The sequence below is a fragment of the Pseudomonas sp. MWU318 genome (assembly GCF_016756945.1).
Lineage (GTDB): Bacteria > Pseudomonadota > Gammaproteobacteria > Pseudomonadales > Pseudomonadaceae > Aquipseudomonas > Aquipseudomonas putida_A.
The window spans coordinates 42,872-60,643 of the sequence record NZ_JAESJL010000012.1 but is presented as its reverse complement, the minus strand read 5'-3'; the positions used below and the strand labels follow the sequence as shown (position 1 = coordinate 60,643).

The following is a 17,772-nucleotide window of genomic DNA, read 5'->3' as shown; positions in this document are numbered from 1 at the left end:
CCTGGACGGGCGGTGGCGTCCGGAGATTACTTGTCTGGGGAAACAGTCAACAAGGCACGGGGAGGGGAGAAAACATAACTTCGGAACACTCCTACAGCCTTCGGGGAGGTCTTCCGAACATTGCGCTCGCAAAGATTGTCCCCTCAACCGATCGCCCAAGAAAAAGCCGCGCAATTGCGCGGCTTTCAAATGTGGTGGGCCCACACGGACTTGAACCGTGGACCAAAGGATTATGAGTCCTCTGCTCTAACCAACTGAGCTATAGGCCCTCAGTAGGCCGCGGATTATAGCGACGGTTTGGCGGCTGTGCTATCCGAATAATCCGATACGGTTACACGAAGAAACGTTGCGGCGAATTCTTCCGGGGGCAGCGGCAGGCTGACGATGTAGCCCTGGATCTGTTCGCAACCTTCGGCGGCGAGGAATTGTTGCTGGGCCTGGGTCTCGACGCCTTCGGCGATCACGGTGAATTGCATGCTCCGGCCCAGAGCGATGATCGCGCGGACAATCGCCGCGTCGTGCGGGTCATCGGGCAATCCGCGAACAAAAGACTGGTCAATCTTGAGGATGTCCAGCGGCAGGCGTTTCAGGTAACTGAGCGAAGAATAACCAGTGCCGAAGTCGTCGATCGCCAGTTGAACCCCCAGATGTTTGAGCTGGTGCAGCACCGCCAGTGCTTCTTCGGCCTGGCTCATGATGAAGTTTTCGGTAATTTCCAGTTGCAGTAAATCCGGCTGCAGGCGGTTGTCCCTGAGCAATTGTTCGATGCGCCCGAGCAGATTCGGCTGGCGTAGTTGCGCACCGGCGAGGTTGACCGACAGCGGGCCGAGGCTGTCGTAGATCTGGCTCCACTCGAACATCTGCCGGCAGGCGGTTTCCAGCACCCAATCACCTATCTGCAGGATCATGCCGTTCTCTTCGGCCAACGGGATGAAGTGCTCCGGCGGTACTTCGCCGAAGGTTGGGTGTCGCCAGCGGATCAGTGCTTCGGCGCCGACCAGGCGATGGTCGTCGAGGCTGATTTTTGGTTGGTAGTAGAGGAACAACTCTCCGCGCTCGATGGCCCGGCGCAGTTCATGCTCCAGTGCGACACGTTCGCTGGCCTGGGCGGTGAGGTCGCGAGTGTAGCTTTCGACGCGGTTGCGGCCCTTGGCCTTGGAGCGGTACATCGCCGCGTCGGCGTTTTTCACCAAGGTGGCGACATCGCAGCCGTCCCGTGGATAGAGGCTGGTGCCGATGCTGGCGCTGATGAAAAACTCGTGCTCACCGGCCTGAAACGGTGCGCCAAAGCAGTTGAGCAGTTTGAATGCGATGTTGTCGGCATCGCTGGCTTGTTGCAGACCCGGCAACAGAATGATGAATTCATCACCGCCCAGTCGTGCGACGGTGTCGATATCGCGTAGCTGTTCTTTCAAACGTACGGCAATGCCTTTGAGCAGCAGGTCGCCGACCGGGTGGCCAAGGCTGTCGTTGATGTGTTTGAAACGGTCGAGATCGAGGAACAGTACCGCTCCCTGACCACCGTTTTCCTGCTGACTGTTCAGCGCGGTGAGCAGGCGACTTTCGAACAGGGTGCGATTCGGCAGGCCGGTGAGCGGGTCATGGTGCGCCTGATAATCGAGCTTGGCTTGTGCGTGTTTGAGGCTGGAGATATCGGCAAACACCGCAACAAAGTGGGTGATGAACTTGTCGCGATTACGTACGGCGCTGATGGTCAGCCAGCTCGGATACAACTCGCCGTTCTTGCGCCGGTTGGAAATCTCGCCCTGCCAGTGTCCCTCAGCAGTCAACTGGTGCCACATTGCCGCATAAAACGCGCTGTCATGCAGTCCCGAGGCGAGCAGACGCGGGGTGTGGCCGAGCGCCTCGCTTTCGCTGTAGCCGGTGATTTCGGTGAACGCACGGTTGACCGCGCTGATGTGCTGCTGGGTGTCGGTGATCAACACGCCTTCGGCGGTGCTTTCGAAAACGGTGGCGGCCTGCTGCAGTTTTTCCTGCATCAAATGGCGCTCGGTGATGTCCCGGGCAATGGTCAACATGCAGTCTTCTTCGCCGATCGGCAGCGGACGGCTGGACACTTCGCACAGACGGATCTGCCCGTCGCTGCGGCGGATATGGCAGGTGAAATCGCGCACGAAGCCATCGCGGTGCAACAGGTCGAGCATCTGCTTGCGTTCGTTGAGGTTGACCCAGATCCCCAGATCCAGCGCCGAGCGATCCACCGACATAGCGCTGTTGAATCCGGTGATGCGACTGAAGCCCTCGTTGACTTCCAGCAGCAAGCCATCGCTCTGACGCGACAGCAGCAAGCCGTCCGGTGAGGCATGAAAAGCCTTGGCGAACTTTTCTTCGGAGGTTTGCAGTTGCTGCTGGGTTTCCTTGAGCTGGGTGATGTCGCGCACGACCACCACCAGCGCCGGAGTGGTATCGAGGTCGAAGGGCTCGGCGGAGATCAGACCGGTGAACACCTGGCCGTTGTTGCGGCGAAAGGGCATCTCCAGGTTGCGGATGCTGCCGGCCTGCAAGCGCTGTAACAGCCCGGGCCCGACCCCGGGGATGCCCCAGATATTCAGTTCAGTGGCGGTCTGGCCGACCACGTCTTCCGCCTTCAGGCCAATCTGCTCTTCAAAGGCTTCATTGACCTCCAGCAGGCAGCCGTCGGACAGTCGCGCGATTACCAGGATGTCCGGGCATTGCTGGAACACCGAGGCGAACTTTTGCTCAGACAGGCGTAGTGCTTCCTCGGTGCGCTTGGTTTCGCTGATGTCGATCATCAATCCGCGCATCACCGGCTCATGGCCGTGCTCGATCAGGCTGACAATATCGCGCACCCACAGGCAGCGCCCGTCTGCGGTAATCACCCGATAGTCGAGGGTGTGATCGCGTCCTTCGCGCACCGCGTCGTCGCAGATGGCTTGGGCGCGAGTCAGGTCGGCGGGGTGGATGATGTTGCGCCAGAAGCCCGGAATCAGCCAGTGCGCCTGTGGATAACCGAGCAGATCCTCGGCATGTGGTGACACATAGCTGTAGGTGAAGTCGCTCATGCGCGCTTCCCAGGCGATGGCCGAAAGGCTCTCCACCAGTCCGCGGTAGTGGTATTCGCTGCTGCGCAATTCCTGTTCGAGGTCGACGCGGCGGGCGATTTCCGAACTCAGACGGCGATTGATACGAATGACCACCGCCAGGATGATCACCAGCAATAACAGGCCCGGCAGACCGTAGATCAGCAGGTCTGACCAGAATGTCCGATGATCCAGAACATTGCCGACCCAATGTTCCTGAATGCTGCTGATCTCCTCGGGGCTCATGTCCGCCAGGACTTTGTCCAGAATGCCCACCAGCATTTTGTTTTCGCGGGGTACGCCCATTGCCAACTGATAGCGATACGGGGTTTCGCCACTCACGTACAAACCGTCGAGCTTGAGCTGCCGCAGACTCCAGACGCTGGAGGCAAGGTCGCCGACCACGGCGTCTACCTCGTCGGTAGCCAGAGCCTGCAAGGCCGAGCTGACATTGGGCATGGCCACCAGATTCAGGTCGGGATGGTGGGTGCGCAGGAGTTCGTGGGGGGCGTAGTTTTCCACCACCGCGATCTTCAGACCGTACAGATCCTCGATTTTGCGCGGCTGAGCGCCGCCGATGTGGGCGAGGATCACGATCGGGAAATCGAGGTAGGGACGGGTAAACGACAGATAGTTCTGGCGCTCCGGCGTGGACATGATCCCCGGCAACAGGTCGATCTTGCCGGTTTTCACCTGCGCCAGGACTTCGGTCCAGCTTGAGGGCTCGATCGGATTGAGTTTGATCGACAGGCGCTGGCGGATCACGTCGATGTAGTCGGCGGCCAGGCCCTGATAGCGATTCTGTTCATCGCGGAATTCGAACGGCGGCCACGACGCATCGACACCCAGGCGCAAGTCCGGGTGAGCCGCCAGCCAGCTACGTTCTTCATCGGTCAGAGTCAGCGCGTCAGCCGTTGCGGTCCAGATCATCAGTGACAGCAAGAAAAGCACGGGCGCCAGTCTGGGCATAACCGTCTCGTTATGGCACGGGATTCATTGTTTCGAGTGTAGACGGGGTATGCCGGGGAGGGGTGGTGCGAGGGATTTAATCTGCCGCATAAACAAAACCCCCGGCCTGGGCCGGGGGTTCTGGTGTCACTCGTCGAGGAAGGAGCGCAGATGCTCGCTTCGCGTCGGGTGGCGCAGCTTGCGCAGCGCTTTGGCTTCGATCTGACGGATCCGCTCACGCGTTACGTCAAACTGTTTGCCCACTTCTTCGAGTGTGTGGTCGGTGTTCATGTCGATACCGAAGCGCATGCGCAGAACCTTGGCTTCACGGGCAGTGAGGCCGGACAGCACTTCGCGAGTCGCTTCTTTCAGGCTTTCAACGGTTGCAACATCGATTGGCGACTGCATGGTCGAGTCTTCGATGAAGTCACCCAGATGAGAGTCTTCGTCATCACCGATCGGGGTCTCCATGGAGATCGGCTCTTTAGCGATCTTCAATACCTTGCGAATCTTGTCCTCAGGCATTTCCATGCGTTCGCCCAGCTCTTCCGGGGTCGGTTCGCGACCCATTTCCTGCAGCATCTGGCGGGAAATGCGGTTGAGCTTGTTGATCGTCTCGATCATGTGCACCGGAATACGGATGGTGCGGGCCTGGTCGGCGATCGAGCGAGTGATCGCCTGACGGATCCACCAGGTGGCATAAGTCGAGAACTTGTAACCACGACGGTATTCGAACTTGTCCACCGCTTTCATCAGACCGATGTTGCCTTCCTGGATCAGATCGAGGAATTGCAGACCGCGGTTGGTGTACTTCTTGGCGATCGAGATCACCAGACGCAAGTTGGCTTCAACCATCTCTTTCTTCGCGCGGCGGGCCTTGGCCTCACCGATCGACATGCGACGGTTGATGTCCTTGATTTCAGCGATGGTCAGACCGGTCTCGGTTTCCAGCGCGATCAGCTTCTGCTGGCAACGGATGATGTCCGGCTGCACGCGACCAATGGCTTCGGCGTATTTGCTCTTGCCTTTGGCCAGCGCGTCGGACCAGCTTTCGTCGACTTCATTGCCCGGGAACTGACGCAGGAAATCGGCGCGTGGCATACGAGCATCACGTACACACAGTTGCATGATCGCGCGCTCTTGCTGACGCAGACGATCCAAGGCACTGCGAACACGCTCGACCAGGGCTTCGAATTGCTTCGGCACCAGTTTGATCGGCATGAACAACTCGGCCAGGGCCAGCAACTCGGCAATCGCTGCCTTGTTGTGACGACCGTGCTTTTTCAGGGCCTTGCGGGTGATTTCCATCTGGTCGGACACAGCGCCAAAACGCTGGGCAGCGATGACCGGATCCGGACCGCTTTCGGCTTCTTCTTCGTCATCCGAAGCTTCGGCTTCATCGTCATCGGTATCGTCGTCAGCCTTGGCGGCTTTCGCGTCGATCGGCGGTGGCACTTCGGCAGCCGGCGGCGCGATGCCGTCGTCCGGGTCGATGTAACCGCTCAGAACGTCGGACAGGCGACCACCCTCGGTGGTGACGCGAGTGTACTCGGAGAGAATGTGGTCAACCGTGCCAGGGAAGTGCGCGATCGCGCTCATCACTTCACGGATGCCTTCTTCGATACGTTTGGCGATTTCGATTTCGCCTTCACGAGTCAGAAGCTCGACCGTACCCATTTCACGCATGTACATGCGCACCGGGTCAGTGGTGCGACCGATATCGGTCTCCACCGCTGCCAACGCAGCGGCTGCTTCTTCCGCAGCGGCCTCGTCGGTATCGGCGTCGGCCAACATAAGGGCGTCCGCATCCGGAGCACTCTCGTGTACGGGGATCCCCATGTCGTTAATCATGCGGATGATGTCTTCCACCTGCTCCGGATCTGAAATATCCTCGGGCAGGTGGTCGTTGACCTCGGCGTAAGTCAGATACTTCTGCTCACGACCCAGTTTGATCAACTCAATAATACGAGACTGCTGTTGCGCTTTTCCGGACATAACACCCTATCCACTGAAGGTCTTGGCGGGCAAAAAACAAGCCGAGGATTATACCTGAGCTATGACCTCACGCGCCAGTTGAGGTCGGGTTTGATGCGGAAACATTGCGACTTAAAAGGTCGCGCAGTTGATTTTTCTCTTCGGCGCTCAGTTCGCTTTGACGCGCTTTCCTGAGCAACTGTTCCAGATTTCGCTCGCGTTGGCGGGCTGACAAGCTAGTAATGGTGTCGAAAAACTGTTGTTCAAGGTTTTCTCCGTCAATCAGCCACTCCTTTTCCGCCAGCGCTTTCAACAAGCGACCCTGTTCAGTGCCGTGCCATCGCGCGATCAACTGAAATGAGTTTAGCTTGGGATTCTTCTGTACGGCTTCGAGCAGCGCCACAAGCAACTGTGCGTTGGTCTGATTTTCGTCCGCAATGTGCCCGGCGTCTTCGACGCGCTCTGCCAGTTGCGGGTGGTGCAGCAATGTACGCAGTGCGGTAAGAGTTGGCGATTCGACGCCAATCGGCGTGCGCGGGCGTTGTTGATCGCGATCGCCGCCACGCTTGCCATTCTTGTCCCAGGGCTTCTTGTCCCATTTCTTGCCGCCGGCGCCGGGTTTCTTCGGCGTCCACTCCTGTTGCGGCACATACATGTCCTGTGCCTGCGGCTGATGGTAGTCGCTGTAATCCGGCATTGCGTCGTAATCGATGCCCGGATCGTAGGCGGGCGGCGCTTCCTGCGGCGCGCTTTGCGCCAGCTGGCTGACGGTTTCGCTGCTCAGACCGGTAATTTCGGTCAGGCGCTGGCGCATCAGGATGCGCAGGTTGGCGCCCGGAACTTTGTCGATCAGCGGTGCGGCGAGGGTGGCCATATGGGCCTTGCCTTCGAGCGAGCGCGGATCGGCTTCCTCGGTCAGTTGCTGGAAGAAATAATCGGCCAGCGGCTGCGCATGTTGGTTGATTCGGGCCTTGAAGGCATCAGTGCCTTCGGCGCGAACCAGGGTGTCCGGGTCTTCGCCTTCGGGCAGGAACAGGAAGCGCGCACGGCGACCGTCCTGCAGGCACGGCAGTGTCGCTTCCAGGGCGCGCCATGCCGCATTGCGGCCGGCCTGGTCTCCGTCGAAACAGAACAAGACGTTGGGCACGACACGAAACAGGCGCTTGAGGTGCTCTTCGCTGGTCGCTGTGCCCAAGGTTGCGACGGCATTACGCAAACCCTGCTGGGCGAGGGCGATGACGTCCATGTAACCCTCGACGACAATGATTTCGTCGAGGTTGCGGTTGTTCTTGCGTGCTTCATAGAGGCCGTAGAGTTCCTGGCCTTTGTGAAATACCGGGGTTTCCGGCGAGTTCAGATATTTCGGCTTGTCGTCACCCAGTACCCGGCCACCGAAAGCGATGATGCGGCCGCGGGTATCGCGAATCGGGAACATCACGCGATCGCGGAAGCGGTCGTAGCGTTTACCGGTTTCGGCGTTCTCGATCAGCAGGCCGGCGTCGATCATGGCCTTCTGCTGCAAAGTGTCGCTGCTCAAGTGCTTGAACAGATTGTCCCAGCCCGGCGGCGCGAAACCGAGACCGAAGTCCCGGGCGATCTCGCCGGTCAGGCCGCGGCCCTTGAGGTAATCCACGGCGGCTTTGCGCGCCGGATGGCTCTTGAGTGCCTGGCGGTAGAAGTCGGCGGCGGCGGTGAGCAGCGGGTACAGCGGCGAATCGGTTGGCTGTCGCGGTTTGTGCGGGCGGCCGCTTTCTTCGCGGGGGATTTCCATGCCGGCGGCTTTGGCCAGGTCCTCGACGGCCTGAGGGAAATCCAGGTTGTCGTGGTCCATGAGAAAGCCGAGGGCATTGCCGCCGGCGCCGCAGCCGAAGCAGTAATAGAACTGCTTGTCCGGGCTGACGCTGAACGACGGGGTTTTCTCTTTATGGAACGGGCAGCAGGCGGTGTAGTTCTTGCCGGCCTTTTTCAGTTGCACACGCGAGCTGACCACGTCGACGATGTCGGTGCGGTTCAGGAGGTCGTCAATAAAGCTCTGGGGAATCAGCCCGGCCATGGCGTTCTCGTCTGCGCTGTAATGAGTCCGATGCGAAGGGCGGCCGGACGCAGGTCTTGAGTGAGGCGCACAAAATGGGCGGCTCGACCGGGTTCGGTTGCGTGATCGCTGTCGGGAAGTGTATCTGCCGAAAAACCACTGACGTTAGTACTCATCAGTTTTCGACTATTTGAAAGTGTTGCGCTGAATCCGCTGACGGCCGATAAATGGCCTCGGATAGCTCAATAAAGCGGGCACGCATGCAGGTGCCTTGGGCTGATCGTCGTAAGAGGAATCAGTGGGTGTGCTCGTCAGTAGCCTTGAAAGGCTCGTCAGAAAAGACGTGCACCGCTGGCAAAAGAGCCAGGTCTGACGCGTGAAGCAGGTTTGTCTCGGTCGCGTGTGCGGCTTCGACGGTGAAGCATCAAGCGTTTTACGCAAATGCCATTAGCCCGGCTGAGGGCCGGGCTTAGGCAAGAAGCTTGCTACGATCGTCTGTGTATTAGTACAGACGAACGGCGCGGCGCTGTTCGCGCTGAACTTTCTTGGCGTGACGCTTAACAGCGGCTGCTGCTTTGCGCTTACGCTCAGAAGTTGGCTTCTCGTAAAATTCGCGGCTACGAACTTCAGCCAGTACACCGGCTTTTTCGCAGGAGCGCTTGAAACGACGCAGAGCTACGTCGAAGGGTTCGTTCTCTTTAACTTTGACGGCTGGCATCCAGAGCTACCTTCATTCATTACCGGGGTCAACATCCTCGCGGCAAAAGAGCACTTGAAGACGTCGGTTTTTAAGGGTTGCGGATGTTAACCCCTCATCGCTCGGAATGCAAAGCCTCTGATCGAAAACCGCTAGTCGGGGCATCGCATGGCGACTATTATGCGCGCCTTCGAATTCAGCCTAAACAAGGCGCAAACCCATGCTAGTACTGGGATTAGAAACCTCCTGCGACGAGACCGGCGTCGCATTATACGACAGTGAACACGGCCTGCTGGCCGACGCGCTGTTCAGCCAGATCGACCTGCACCGCGTCTATGGCGGCGTGGTGCCGGAGCTGGCCTCGCGTGACCATGTCAAACGCATGCTGCCCTTGATTCGTCAGGTGTTGGCCGAGGCCGACTGCGTGCCGACCGAGATTGATGCGATCGCCTACACCGCGGGCCCGGGCCTGGTCGGGGCGCTGCTGGTCGGTGCCTCGTGCGCTCAGGCGCTGGCATTTGCCTGGGGCATTCCGGCACTCGGTGTGCACCATATGGAAGGCCACTTGCTGGCGCCGATGCTGGAGCCAAAACCGCCGGAATTCCCGTTCGTCGCTTTGTTGGTTTCCGGGGGGCATACGCAGCTGGTTCAGGTCGATGGTATTGGCCAATACAGCCTGCTCGGCGAGACCCTCGACGATGCTGCCGGCGAAGCGTTCGACAAAACCGCGAAAATGATGGGCCTCAATTATCCGGGCGGGCCGGAAATCGCCAAGCTGGCCGAGAAGGGCGTCGCAGGACGTTTCACCTTCCCGCGTCCGATGTGTGATCGCCCGGGTCTGGATTTCAGCTTCAGCGGCTTGAAGACCTTTGCTCTCAATACCTGGCAGCAATGCGTCAACGCCGGGGACGACAGCGAGCAAGCCCGTTGCGACATCGCGCTGGCGTTCCAACAGGCCGTGGTGGAGACTTTGACCATCAAGTGCAAGCGCGCCCTGAAACACGCGGGCATGAAGCGTCTGGTGATCGCTGGCGGCGTCAGCGCCAACAAGGCCTTGCGCGCTTCGCTGGAAAAGATGCTCGGCGACATGCAGGGCGATGTGTTCTACGCCCGCCCGGAGTTCTGCACCGACAATGGCGCGATGATCGCGTTTGCCGGTTGTCAGCGTTTGCAGGCCGGTCAGCAGGAAAGTCTGGCGATCAGCGTGCAGGCACGCTGGCCGATGGAGCAGCTGTCGGCACTGTGATTGGCGGTGCGATTGGTGGTGTCGGTGAGCGGTATTTAAAAATGCCGTTCGCGCCCGGCAAACAGGTCGCGTAGATTGCCGCGGTGGCGCCAGACGATCAGCAATGTCAATGCGCTCATCGGCAGCAGCGCTTCCGGTTCTTGCCACGCGAGTAAGGGCAAGGTCAGGGGCGTGGCGATCAGCGCCGCCAGCGAGCTGGTACGGGTCAGGTAGAACGTCAGCAGCCAGGCGCACACTGCCAGCAGTGCAGCGGGTGGATACAGGCCCAGCAGCATGCCGGCAGCCGTGGCGACGCCTTTGCCGCCGCGAAAACGGAAATACAGCGGGAACAGGTGACCGATAACGGCGCACACGCCGATCCAGGCCTGATCCTGCAACGAAAGGCCAGCGGCCGCTGCGATCAGCACCGGTACCAGGCCTTTGCAGAGATCACCGAGCAGGGTCAGGATCGCCAGTTTGCGACCGACCAGGCGCAGCATGTTGGTGGCGCCGGCATTACCCGAGCCACTCATTCGCGGATCCGGGTTTCCGGTCAGGCGGCTGAGCAAAATGGCGAAGGACAGAGAGCCGAGCAGGTAGGCGAGAGTCGCCAGTAACCAAAACATGCTAACTATTCCGGGCGAGGACGCCCTGATTCTAACGGCGCATTGCGCCCTTGTCGTGCAGCGGAGAAAAGTGCTTGGACAGAGTGTTTATCGAGGGCCTGGAAGTCGACACCGTGATCGGTGCTTACGACTGGGAGCGCGGCATTCGACAGTGCCTGCGTCTTGATCTGAGCTTCGCCTGGGACAATCGCCCGGCTGCGGCCGGTGACGACCTGACCCTGGCGCTCGATTACGCCAGTGTTTCCACGCGCATCCAGGCGTTTGCCGAGCAAGCGCAATATCAACTGGTCGAGACCTTTGCCGAGCGTCTGGTCGAAGTGCTGATGGCCGAATTCAAGATCACCTGGGTTCGCCTGAAGCTGACCAAGCCGGGCGCCGTGCCGGCCGCCAAGGGTGGCGTGGGTGTGGAGATCGAGCGCGGATGTCGCTGACTCAGGTGTACCTCGGGCTCGGTAGCAATATCGAGCGCGAAACCCATTTGCGCGCCGGACTCGACGCATTGGCGACGTTTCTGGTGGATATCCGCTGTTCGGCGGTGTTCGAGAGTCAGCCGGTGGGGATCAAGAGCGGGCCTTTCTTCAATTTCGTGGTCTCGGCGCTTACCGATCTGCCCTTGATGGAGCTGGATCGGCGCCTGAAATTCATCGAGGCCGATAACGGTCGCTATGCACCGGATCGCAAGGGTTTACCGCTGGATATCGACGTGCTGTTGTACGGCGATCTGACCGGTAACTTCGACGGCTTGATTCTGCCGCGTGCCGAAATCTTGAAAAACGCCTTTGTGCTGTGGCCGCTGTCGCTGATCGCGCCGGATCGAGTGCATCCAGGTGTGGGAAAAAGCTTCGCGACGTTGTGGGCCGAGGCGCAAATTGATCAGGTGTTGGCGCCGGTTGGATTTGAATGGCGTGGCGAACAGCTCACGCCTTTGAACCTTTGAGAGCAAAAGATCGCAGCCTGCACGGGGACGCGCGTTTCCATGTAGGCGCTGCCGCAGGCTGCGATCTTTTGATGTTGCTTTAGCGGTTTTCCTTGTACGCCTTCAACGCCTTGAGGCGCTCACGCTTGAGCGCCTCGCCCAGCTCCGGGCCTTTGAATCCCTTCTCCAGTAAAGGCTGCACTGCCACGCCACGCGCCACGCTGGCCGCACCACGCAGATAATCCGCCTGTGGATAACTGCGCTGCTCGAGGCCCTTGCGCCCGCGGGCATCCATCTCGCAGGCGACAACGAATTCCTCAAAACGCTGCGGTCGGCGATATACGTCAAAGCTCTGCAATAGCTCCAGCAAAGTTGACGCCTTCAGCTCCAGGGCGCGGTGGCCATGGGTGTGGTACTGACCCACCAGCAACGCCAGTTCCTGACAGTCCTTCGGCGCCTTGAAGCGCTCGTTGACCGCTTTGATCAGCTTCAGACCGGTGTGCTCGTGAGCGATGTGCCTTGGCCATTCTTCTTCCGGCGTCAGGCCTTTGCCGAGGTCATGCAGCAGGCAGGCCCAGCGGACCGTCAGCGGCTGTTGGTGCAATGCCGCTTGTTCGAGCACGCTCAAGGTGTGGATGCCGCTGTCGATTTCCGGGTGATGAGCCTCCGGTTGCGGTACACCGAACAGTGCGTCGACTTCCGGCATCAGTTCTTTCAGGGCGCCGCAGTCGCGCAGCACCTGGATGAACACTTGCGGCTGATCTTCCATCAGTGCGCGGGAGATTTCCTTCCAGCTGCGTTCGGCAGTCAGCGCCTGCAGTTCACCAGACTCGCTGAGCTGGCGCATTAGTTCCAGAGTCTCCGTTGCGACAGTGAAGCCAAGTCCGGCATAACGGGCGGCGAAGCGCGCAACGCGCAGAACTCTGAGCGGATCTTCAGCGAATGCAGGGGAAACGTGGCGCAGGATGCGCGCTTCGAGGTCGCGCTGGCCATGATACGGATCGGTGAGGTTCTGCTGGTCGTCCTCGGCCATAGCATTGATGGTCAGGTCACGGCGAATCAGGTCTTCTTCAAGAGTGACGTCAGGGCTGGCGTGAAAAGTGAACCCGCCATAACCACGACCGCTTTTGCGTTCGGTGCGGGCGAGGGCATATTCCTCGCCGGTCTTGGGGTGAAGGAATACCGGAAAATCCGCGCCAACCGGGCGATAACCCTTGGCGAGCATTTCGTCCGCCGTAGCGCCGACCACTACCCAATCAATATCGGTCACCGGTAAGCCGAGCAAGCGATCGCGTACCGCACCGCCAACCTTGAAAATCTGCATAAAAAACCTCCGTTAGCCCAACAGGATAACCCTTGCGTCGGACTTTCGGAGGTCAGAGCCGCTTCTAAAGATGAATCACGGCCAGATCGAGCCGCCCGTAATCGCCTTCGCTGTGTTCACTTCGCGGCGGTACGTGGTGGGTTTTCATGATCTGGTCGCCCTGCAGGGTTTCCAGGTGAATGTCGAAGCCCCACAGGCGGTGCAGATGTTTCAGTACCTCGTCGGTGGAATCGCCCAAGGGTTTGCGGTCGTGTTGTTGATGACGCAGGGTCAGCGAGCGGTCGCCGCGCCGGTCAATGCTGTAGATCTGCACGTTTGGCTCGCGGTTGCCGAGGTTGTACTGCGCGGCCAAGGTTTCGCGGATGATCCTGTAACCGGTTTCGTCGTGGATCGCCGGAACCAGCAAATCGTCCTTCTGATCGTCATCGAGAATGCTGAACAGCTTGAGGTCGCGGATCACTTTTGGTGACAGGTACTGGAGGATGAAGCTCTCATCCTTGAAGCTGCTCATGGCAAACTTGATGCTCGACAGCCAGTCGGATCCGGCGATGTCCGGGAACCAGCGCCGGTCTTCCTCGGTGGGGTTTTCGCACATGCGGCGGATGTCGCGATACATCGCGAAGCCCAGTGCGTAAGGGTTGATCCCGTTGTAGTAAGGGCTGTCGAAGCCTGGCTGGAACACTACGCTGGTATGCGAGGTGAGGAATTCCATCATGAACCCGTCAGTCACCAGGCCCTCGTCGTACAGGTCGTTCATCAGGGTGTAGTGCCAGAACGTGGCCCAGCCTTCGTTCATCACCTGAGTCTGACGCTGGGGATAAAAATACTGGGCGATCTTGCGCACGATCCGCACGATCTCCCGTTGCCACGGCTCCAGCAACGGCGCGTGCTTCTCGATGAAATACAGGATGTTTTCCTGCGGTTCGGCCGGGAACCTGGCGTTGTCCTTGTCGCTGTACTTGTCCGCGCCTTTGGGGATGGTGCGCCACAGATCGTTGATCTGCTTCTGCATGTGTTCTTCGCGATCCTTCTGCCGCCGGCGTTCTTCCTCGGCGGAAATCGGGTAGGGACGTTTGTAGCGGTCGACCCCGTAATTCATCAGCGCATGGCAGGAGTCGAGCAGGTCTTCCACCGCATCGATACCGTGGCGCTCCTCGCATTGCATGATGTACTGCTTGGCGAACACCAGGTAGTCGATGATCGAACTCGCATCGGTCCAGGTGCGGAACAGGTAATTGCCCTTGAAGAAACTGTTGTGGCCATAGCACGCGTGCGCCACCACCAGCGCCTGCATGCAGATGGTGTTTTCCTCCATCAGGTAGGCGATGCACGGATCCGAGTTGATCACGATCTCGTAGGCCAGCCCCATCTGGCCGCGGCTGTAGGATTTCTCGGTGCTGAGGAAGTGTTTGCCGTAGGACCAGTGGTGATAGCCCAGTGGCATGCCGACCGAGGCATAGGCATCCATCATCTGTTCGGCGGTGATCACTTCGATCTGGTTGGGATAGGTGTCCAAGGCATAGCCGGCCGCAATCCGGGCGATTTCGCGGTCGTAGGCCTGGATCAGCTCGAACGTCCATTCGGAGCCGGTGGAAATGGGTTGGCGTTTCTGCTCTTTGGCGGTCATGTCACTAACCTGCGCTGGAAGAGTTCACGGAAGACCGGATAGATATCCCCGGCCGAGACCAGTTGCTGCTGGGCAAACGTGTCGGAAAAGGCTTCGGCGATGCGTTCGTATTCGTACCAGAGGGCCTGGTGTTCGCGCGGGGTGATCTCCACATAAGTGTAGTACTGCACAAACGGCATGATCTGATTGATCAGGATGTCGCGGCAGATCGGCGAGTCATCGTTCCAGTTGTCGCCGTCGGAAGCCTGCGCGGCGTAGATGTTCCATTCGTTGCTCGGGTAGCGCTCGGCCATGATCTCCTGCATCAGCTTCAGGGCGCTGGAGACGATGGTGCCGCCGGTTTCCCGTGAATAGAAAAACTCTTCCTCGTCCACTTCCCGAGCGCTGGTGTGATGGCGGATGAACACCACATCGATCTTGTCGTAGTTCCGCTTGAGGAACAGGTACAACAGGATGAAAAAGCGTTTGGCGATGTCCTTGGTCGCCTGGGTCATCGAGCCGGACACGTCCATCAGGCAGAACATCACCGCCTTCGAGCTGGGGTTGGGTTGCTTGATCAGCAGGTTGTATTTGAGATCGAACGTATCGAGGAACGGCACGCGATGGATGCGCGCGCTGAGTTTTTCGATTTCTGCTTCGAGTTCCTGAATATCACCGAAGTTGTCCGGCTCTTCGCGCTTTAATCGCGCCAGTTCCTCTTTGGCTTCGCGCAGTTTGGCCCGGCTGCTGCCGGACAGCGCAATGCGCCGGGCGTGGGCCGAACGCAGGGTGCGGATGATGTTGATCCGCGATGGGTTGCCCTCGTTGCTGATCCCGGCGCGCACGGTCTTGAACGTGTCGGTACCACTGAGGTTGCGTTTAACCAGGTTCGGCAGTTCGAGGTCCTCGAACATGAATTCAAGGAATTCTTCCTGAGTGATCTGGAAGACGAATTCGTCCATGCCCTCGCCGGAATTGCCAGCCTTGCCGGGACCGCGTCCACCGCCGCCCCCCGGAGGCCTGGCGATATGTTCGCCGGCAGTGAATTCCTTGTTGCCGGGGTGAACCACGGTCTGCTTGCCGCCGCGACCGTGGTGAAGCACCGGTTCGTCGATATCGCGACCGGGAATACTGATCTGTTCGCCGTGTTCCATGTCGGTAATGGAACGGCGGCTGACCGCCTCTTCGACAGCCTTCTTGATGTGATCACGGTAACGCCGCAGAAAGCGCTGGCGGTTTACCGTGCTCTTGTTCTTGCCATTGAGACGTCGGTCGATCACATAGCTCATACGTGGCCCTCCGGGCAGCTTCAAGTTGTGAGCCGCGAGCCGCAAGTAGAAGCACAGGGTTCACATGCTTTTTTCTTGCAGCTCGTAGCTTGAAGCTTGTAGCTGTTTTACTGCGATTTCCGGACCCGTAGGTACCATTCGGACAGAAGTCTTACCTGTTTGTCGGTGTAGCCGCGTTCGACCATTCGAGTGACGAAGTCGTTGTGTTTCTGTTGATCCTCTTTGCTGGCCTTGGCATTGAAGCTGATGACTGGCAGCAGGTCTTCGGTGTTCGAGAACATTTTCTTCTCGATGACCACCCGCAGTTTCTCGTAGCTGAGCCAGGTCGGGTTCTTGCCGTTGTTGTTGGCTCGGGCGCGCAACACGAAGTTGACGATTTCGTTGCGGAAATCCTTCGGATTGCTGATGCCCGCCGGTTTCTCGATTTTCTCCAGTTCTTCGTTCAGGGCGACGCGGTTGAGAATCTCGCCGGTTTCCGGATCGCGGTATTCCTGATCCTGGATCCAGAAGTCCGCATACAGCACGTAGCGGTCGAAGATGTTCTGCCCGTATTCGCTGTAAGACTCCAGGTACGCGGTCTGGATCTCCTTGCCGATGAATTCGATATAACGCGGCGCCAGGTATTCCTTGAGGTAGCGCAGGTAGCGTTCGCGGGTCTCGGCCTGGAACTGTTCCTGCTCGATCTGTTGTTCCAGTACATACAACAGGTGCACCGGGTTGGCGGCGATTTCATGCGGATCGAAGTTGAACACCTTGGACAGGATCTTGAAGGCGAAGCGGGTCGACAGACCGTTCATGCCTTCGTCGACGCCCGCCGAATCGCGGTATTCTTGGATCGACTTGGCCTTCGGATCGGTATCCTTGAGATTTTCCCCGTCGTAGACACGCATCTTCGAATAGATGTTGGAGTTTTCCGGCTCCTTGAGGCGCGACAGCACAGTGAACTGCGCCAGCATCTTCAGAGTGTCGGGGGCGCAGTGGGCTTTGGCCAGCGAACTGTTGAACAGCAATTTGTCGTAAATCTTCACCTCGTCGCTGACCCGCAGGCAGTACGGCACTTTGACGATGTAGATCCGGTCGATGAAGGCTTCGTTGTTCTTGTTGTTGCGGAAGGTGTGCCATTCCGATTCGTTGGAGTGCGCGAGCAGGATCCCGGTAAACGGAATCGCCCCCAGCCCTTCGGTACTGTTGTAGTTGCCTTCCTGGGTGGCGGTCAGCAATGGGTGCAGCACCTTGATCGGTGCCTTGAACATTTCGACGAATTCCATCAGGCCCTGGTTGGCCCGGCACAGCGCACCGGAGTAGCTGTAGGCGTCGGCGTCGTTCTGTGGGTATTCCTCGAGTTTGCGGATGTCGACCTTACCGACCAGCGCCGAGATGTCCTGGTTGTTCTCGTCGCCCGGTTCGGTCTTGGCCACGGCGATCTGGTTGAGGATCGACGGGTACAGTTTGACCACACGGAACTGGCTGATGTCGCCGCCGAATTCGGCCAGGCGTTTGGTCGCCCACGGCGACATGATGGTGTTCAGGTAGCGCCGTGGGATGCCGAAGTCTTCCTCGAGGATCGCGCCATCTTCGGTGGCGTTGAACAGACCCAGCGGCGATTCGAATACCGGCGAGCCCTTGATCGCGTAGAAGGGCACTTTTTCCATCAGCTGTTTCAGCTTCTCGGCCAGGGACGATTTACCGCCACCGACGGGGCCGAGCAGGTAGAGGATCTGTTTCTTCTCTTCCAGGCCTTGGGCGGCATGGCGGAAATACGAGACGATCTGGTCGATGCATTCTTCCATCCCGTGGAAGTCTTCAAAGGCCGGATAGCGACGAATCACCTTATTGGAGAAGATCCGCGACAGCCGCGAGTTGGTCGACGTGTCGAGCAGCTCGGGTTCGCCGATGGCCATCAATAGACGCTCGGCGGCGGAAACGTAAGCGCTGCGGTCCTTTTTGCACAGCTCCAGGTACTCCTGCAGCGAGAGTTCTTCCTGGCGTGTGGACTCGAAGCGTTGTTGGAAGTGGCTAAAGATACTCATGACGTCACCTCGCTCGATACGTGGAGCCGACGCCGGATCACTC

General features: G+C 59.0%; 12 protein-coding genes and 1 tRNA gene. 3 read left to right on the top strand and 10 right to left on the bottom strand.

Annotated elements, in window-relative coordinates; all coding sequences use genetic code 11:
* Positions 1 to 192 precede the first annotated feature (192 nt).
* From JN524_RS24100 to rpsU, 5 genes are all read right to left on the bottom strand, one after another.
* Positions 193 to 269 (bottom strand) — tRNA-Ile (locus JN524_RS24100).
* A 15-nt stretch (positions 270 to 284) separates the two neighbouring features.
* The gene (locus JN524_RS24095) at positions 285 to 4,031 is read right to left on the bottom strand and encodes a bifunctional diguanylate cyclase/phosphodiesterase (protein WP_202370956.1); all 3,747 of its coding nucleotides are present in this window, start codon (positions 4,029 to 4,031) and stop codon (positions 285 to 287) included.
* Between the two features lie 126 nt (positions 4,032 to 4,157).
* On the bottom strand, positions 4,158 to 6,005 hold the full coding sequence (gene rpoD, locus JN524_RS24090; protein WP_202370955.1) for an RNA polymerase sigma factor RpoD: 1,848 nt from the start codon (positions 6,003 to 6,005) through the stop codon (positions 4,158 to 4,160).
* A 67-nt stretch (positions 6,006 to 6,072) separates the two neighbouring features.
* Entirely contained in the window at positions 6,073 to 8,037 is a 1,965-nt protein-coding gene (gene dnaG, locus JN524_RS24085) for a DNA primase (protein ID WP_007966496.1), read from the bottom strand.
* Between the two features lie 481 nt (positions 8,038 to 8,518).
* Positions 8,519 to 8,734: a 30S ribosomal protein S21 gene (gene rpsU, locus JN524_RS24080; protein ID WP_002551877.1), complete on the bottom strand. Its 216-nt coding sequence runs from the start codon at positions 8,732 to 8,734 to the stop codon at positions 8,519 to 8,521.
* A 199-nt stretch (positions 8,735 to 8,933) separates the two neighbouring features.
* Between rpsU and tsaD the strand changes: the two genes are divergently transcribed.
* Positions 8,934 to 9,959 (top strand): tRNA (adenosine(37)-N6)-threonylcarbamoyltransferase complex transferase subunit TsaD, encoded by a 1,026-nt coding sequence (gene tsaD / locus JN524_RS24075; RefSeq protein WP_202370954.1) that lies wholly within the window; start codon positions 8,934 to 8,936, stop codon positions 9,957 to 9,959.
* A gap of 35 nt (positions 9,960 to 9,994) precedes the next feature.
* Here tsaD and plsY read toward each other — a convergent pair whose 3' ends face one another.
* Entirely contained in the window at positions 9,995 to 10,564 is a 570-nt protein-coding gene (plsY, locus tag JN524_RS24070) for a glycerol-3-phosphate 1-O-acyltransferase PlsY (protein WP_027610711.1), read from the bottom strand.
* Positions 10,565 to 10,638: 74 nt separating this feature from the next.
* On the opposite strand from plsY, the gene folB reads away from it, so the two are divergent.
* Entirely contained in the window at positions 10,639 to 10,995 is a 357-nt protein-coding gene (gene folB / locus JN524_RS24065; RefSeq protein ID WP_103521083.1) for a dihydroneopterin aldolase, read from the top strand.
* Positions 10,986 to 11,501, top strand: a complete 516-nt coding sequence (gene folK / locus JN524_RS24060) for a 2-amino-4-hydroxy-6-hydroxymethyldihydropteridine diphosphokinase (protein WP_202370953.1) — start codon at positions 10,986 to 10,988, stop codon at positions 11,499 to 11,501. Before folB ends, folK begins: the two co-directional genes overlap by 10 nt.
* A 79-nt stretch (positions 11,502 to 11,580) precedes the next feature.
* Here the strand turns inward: folK and JN524_RS24055 are convergent, their stop codons facing one another.
* The 4 genes from JN524_RS24055 to JN524_RS24040 form a co-directional block, all read right to left on the bottom strand.
* Entirely contained in the window at positions 11,581 to 12,804 is a 1,224-nt protein-coding gene (locus JN524_RS24055; RefSeq protein ID WP_202370952.1) for a multifunctional CCA addition/repair protein, read from the bottom strand.
* 64 nt (positions 12,805 to 12,868) lie between these two features.
* Positions 12,869 to 14,431, bottom strand: coding sequence for a SpoVR family protein (locus tag JN524_RS24050; protein ID WP_003228850.1), 1,563 nt, complete (start codon positions 14,429 to 14,431; stop codon positions 12,869 to 12,871).
* Positions 14,428 to 15,699, bottom strand: a complete 1,272-nt coding sequence (locus JN524_RS24045; protein WP_003228849.1) for a YeaH/YhbH family protein — start codon at positions 15,697 to 15,699, stop codon at positions 14,428 to 14,430. The genes JN524_RS24050 and JN524_RS24045 overlap by 4 nt, the downstream gene beginning before the upstream one ends.
* Before the next feature lie 107 nt (positions 15,700 to 15,806).
* Positions 15,807 to 17,729, bottom strand: coding sequence for a PrkA family serine protein kinase (locus JN524_RS24040; RefSeq protein ID WP_003228848.1), 1,923 nt, complete (start codon positions 17,727 to 17,729; stop codon positions 15,807 to 15,809).
* Positions 17,730 to 17,772 lie beyond the last annotated feature (43 nt).

Bases quoted from the DNA above. Each gene is read 5' to 3' on its own strand.
- JN524_RS24095 (WP_202370956.1), bottom strand. From the start codon at position 4,031: ATGCCCAGACTGGCGCCCGTGCTTTTCTTGCTGTCACTGATGATCTGG.
- tsaD (WP_202370954.1), top strand. From the start codon at position 8,934: ATGCTAGTACTGGGATTAGAAACCTCCTGCGACGAGACCGGCGTCGCA.
- JN524_RS24055 (WP_202370952.1), bottom strand. From the start codon at position 12,804: ATGCAGATTTTCAAGGTTGGCGGTGCGGTACGCGATCGCTTGCTCGGC.
- JN524_RS24045 (WP_003228849.1), bottom strand. From the start codon at position 15,699: ATGAGCTATGTGATCGACCGACGTCTCAATGGCAAGAACAAGAGCACG.
- rpoD (WP_202370955.1), bottom strand. From the start codon at position 6,005: ATGTCCGGAAAAGCGCAACAGCAGTCTCGTATTATTGAGTTGATCAAA.
- JN524_RS24050 (WP_003228850.1), bottom strand. From the start codon at position 14,431: ATGACCGCCAAAGAGCAGAAACGCCAACCCATTTCCACCGGCTCCGAA.
- dnaG (WP_007966496.1), bottom strand. From the start codon at position 8,037: ATGGCCGGGCTGATTCCCCAGAGCTTTATTGACGACCTCCTGAACCGC.
- folK (WP_202370953.1), top strand. From the start codon at position 10,986: ATGTCGCTGACTCAGGTGTACCTCGGGCTCGGTAGCAATATCGAGCGC.
- rpsU (WP_002551877.1), bottom strand. From the start codon at position 8,734: ATGCCAGCCGTCAAAGTTAAAGAGAACGAACCCTTCGACGTAGCTCTG.
- JN524_RS24040 (WP_003228848.1), bottom strand. From the start codon at position 17,729: ATGAGTATCTTTAGCCACTTCCAACAACGCTTCGAGTCCACACGCCAG.
- plsY (WP_027610711.1), bottom strand. From the start codon at position 10,564: ATGTTTTGGTTACTGGCGACTCTCGCCTACCTGCTCGGCTCTCTGTCC.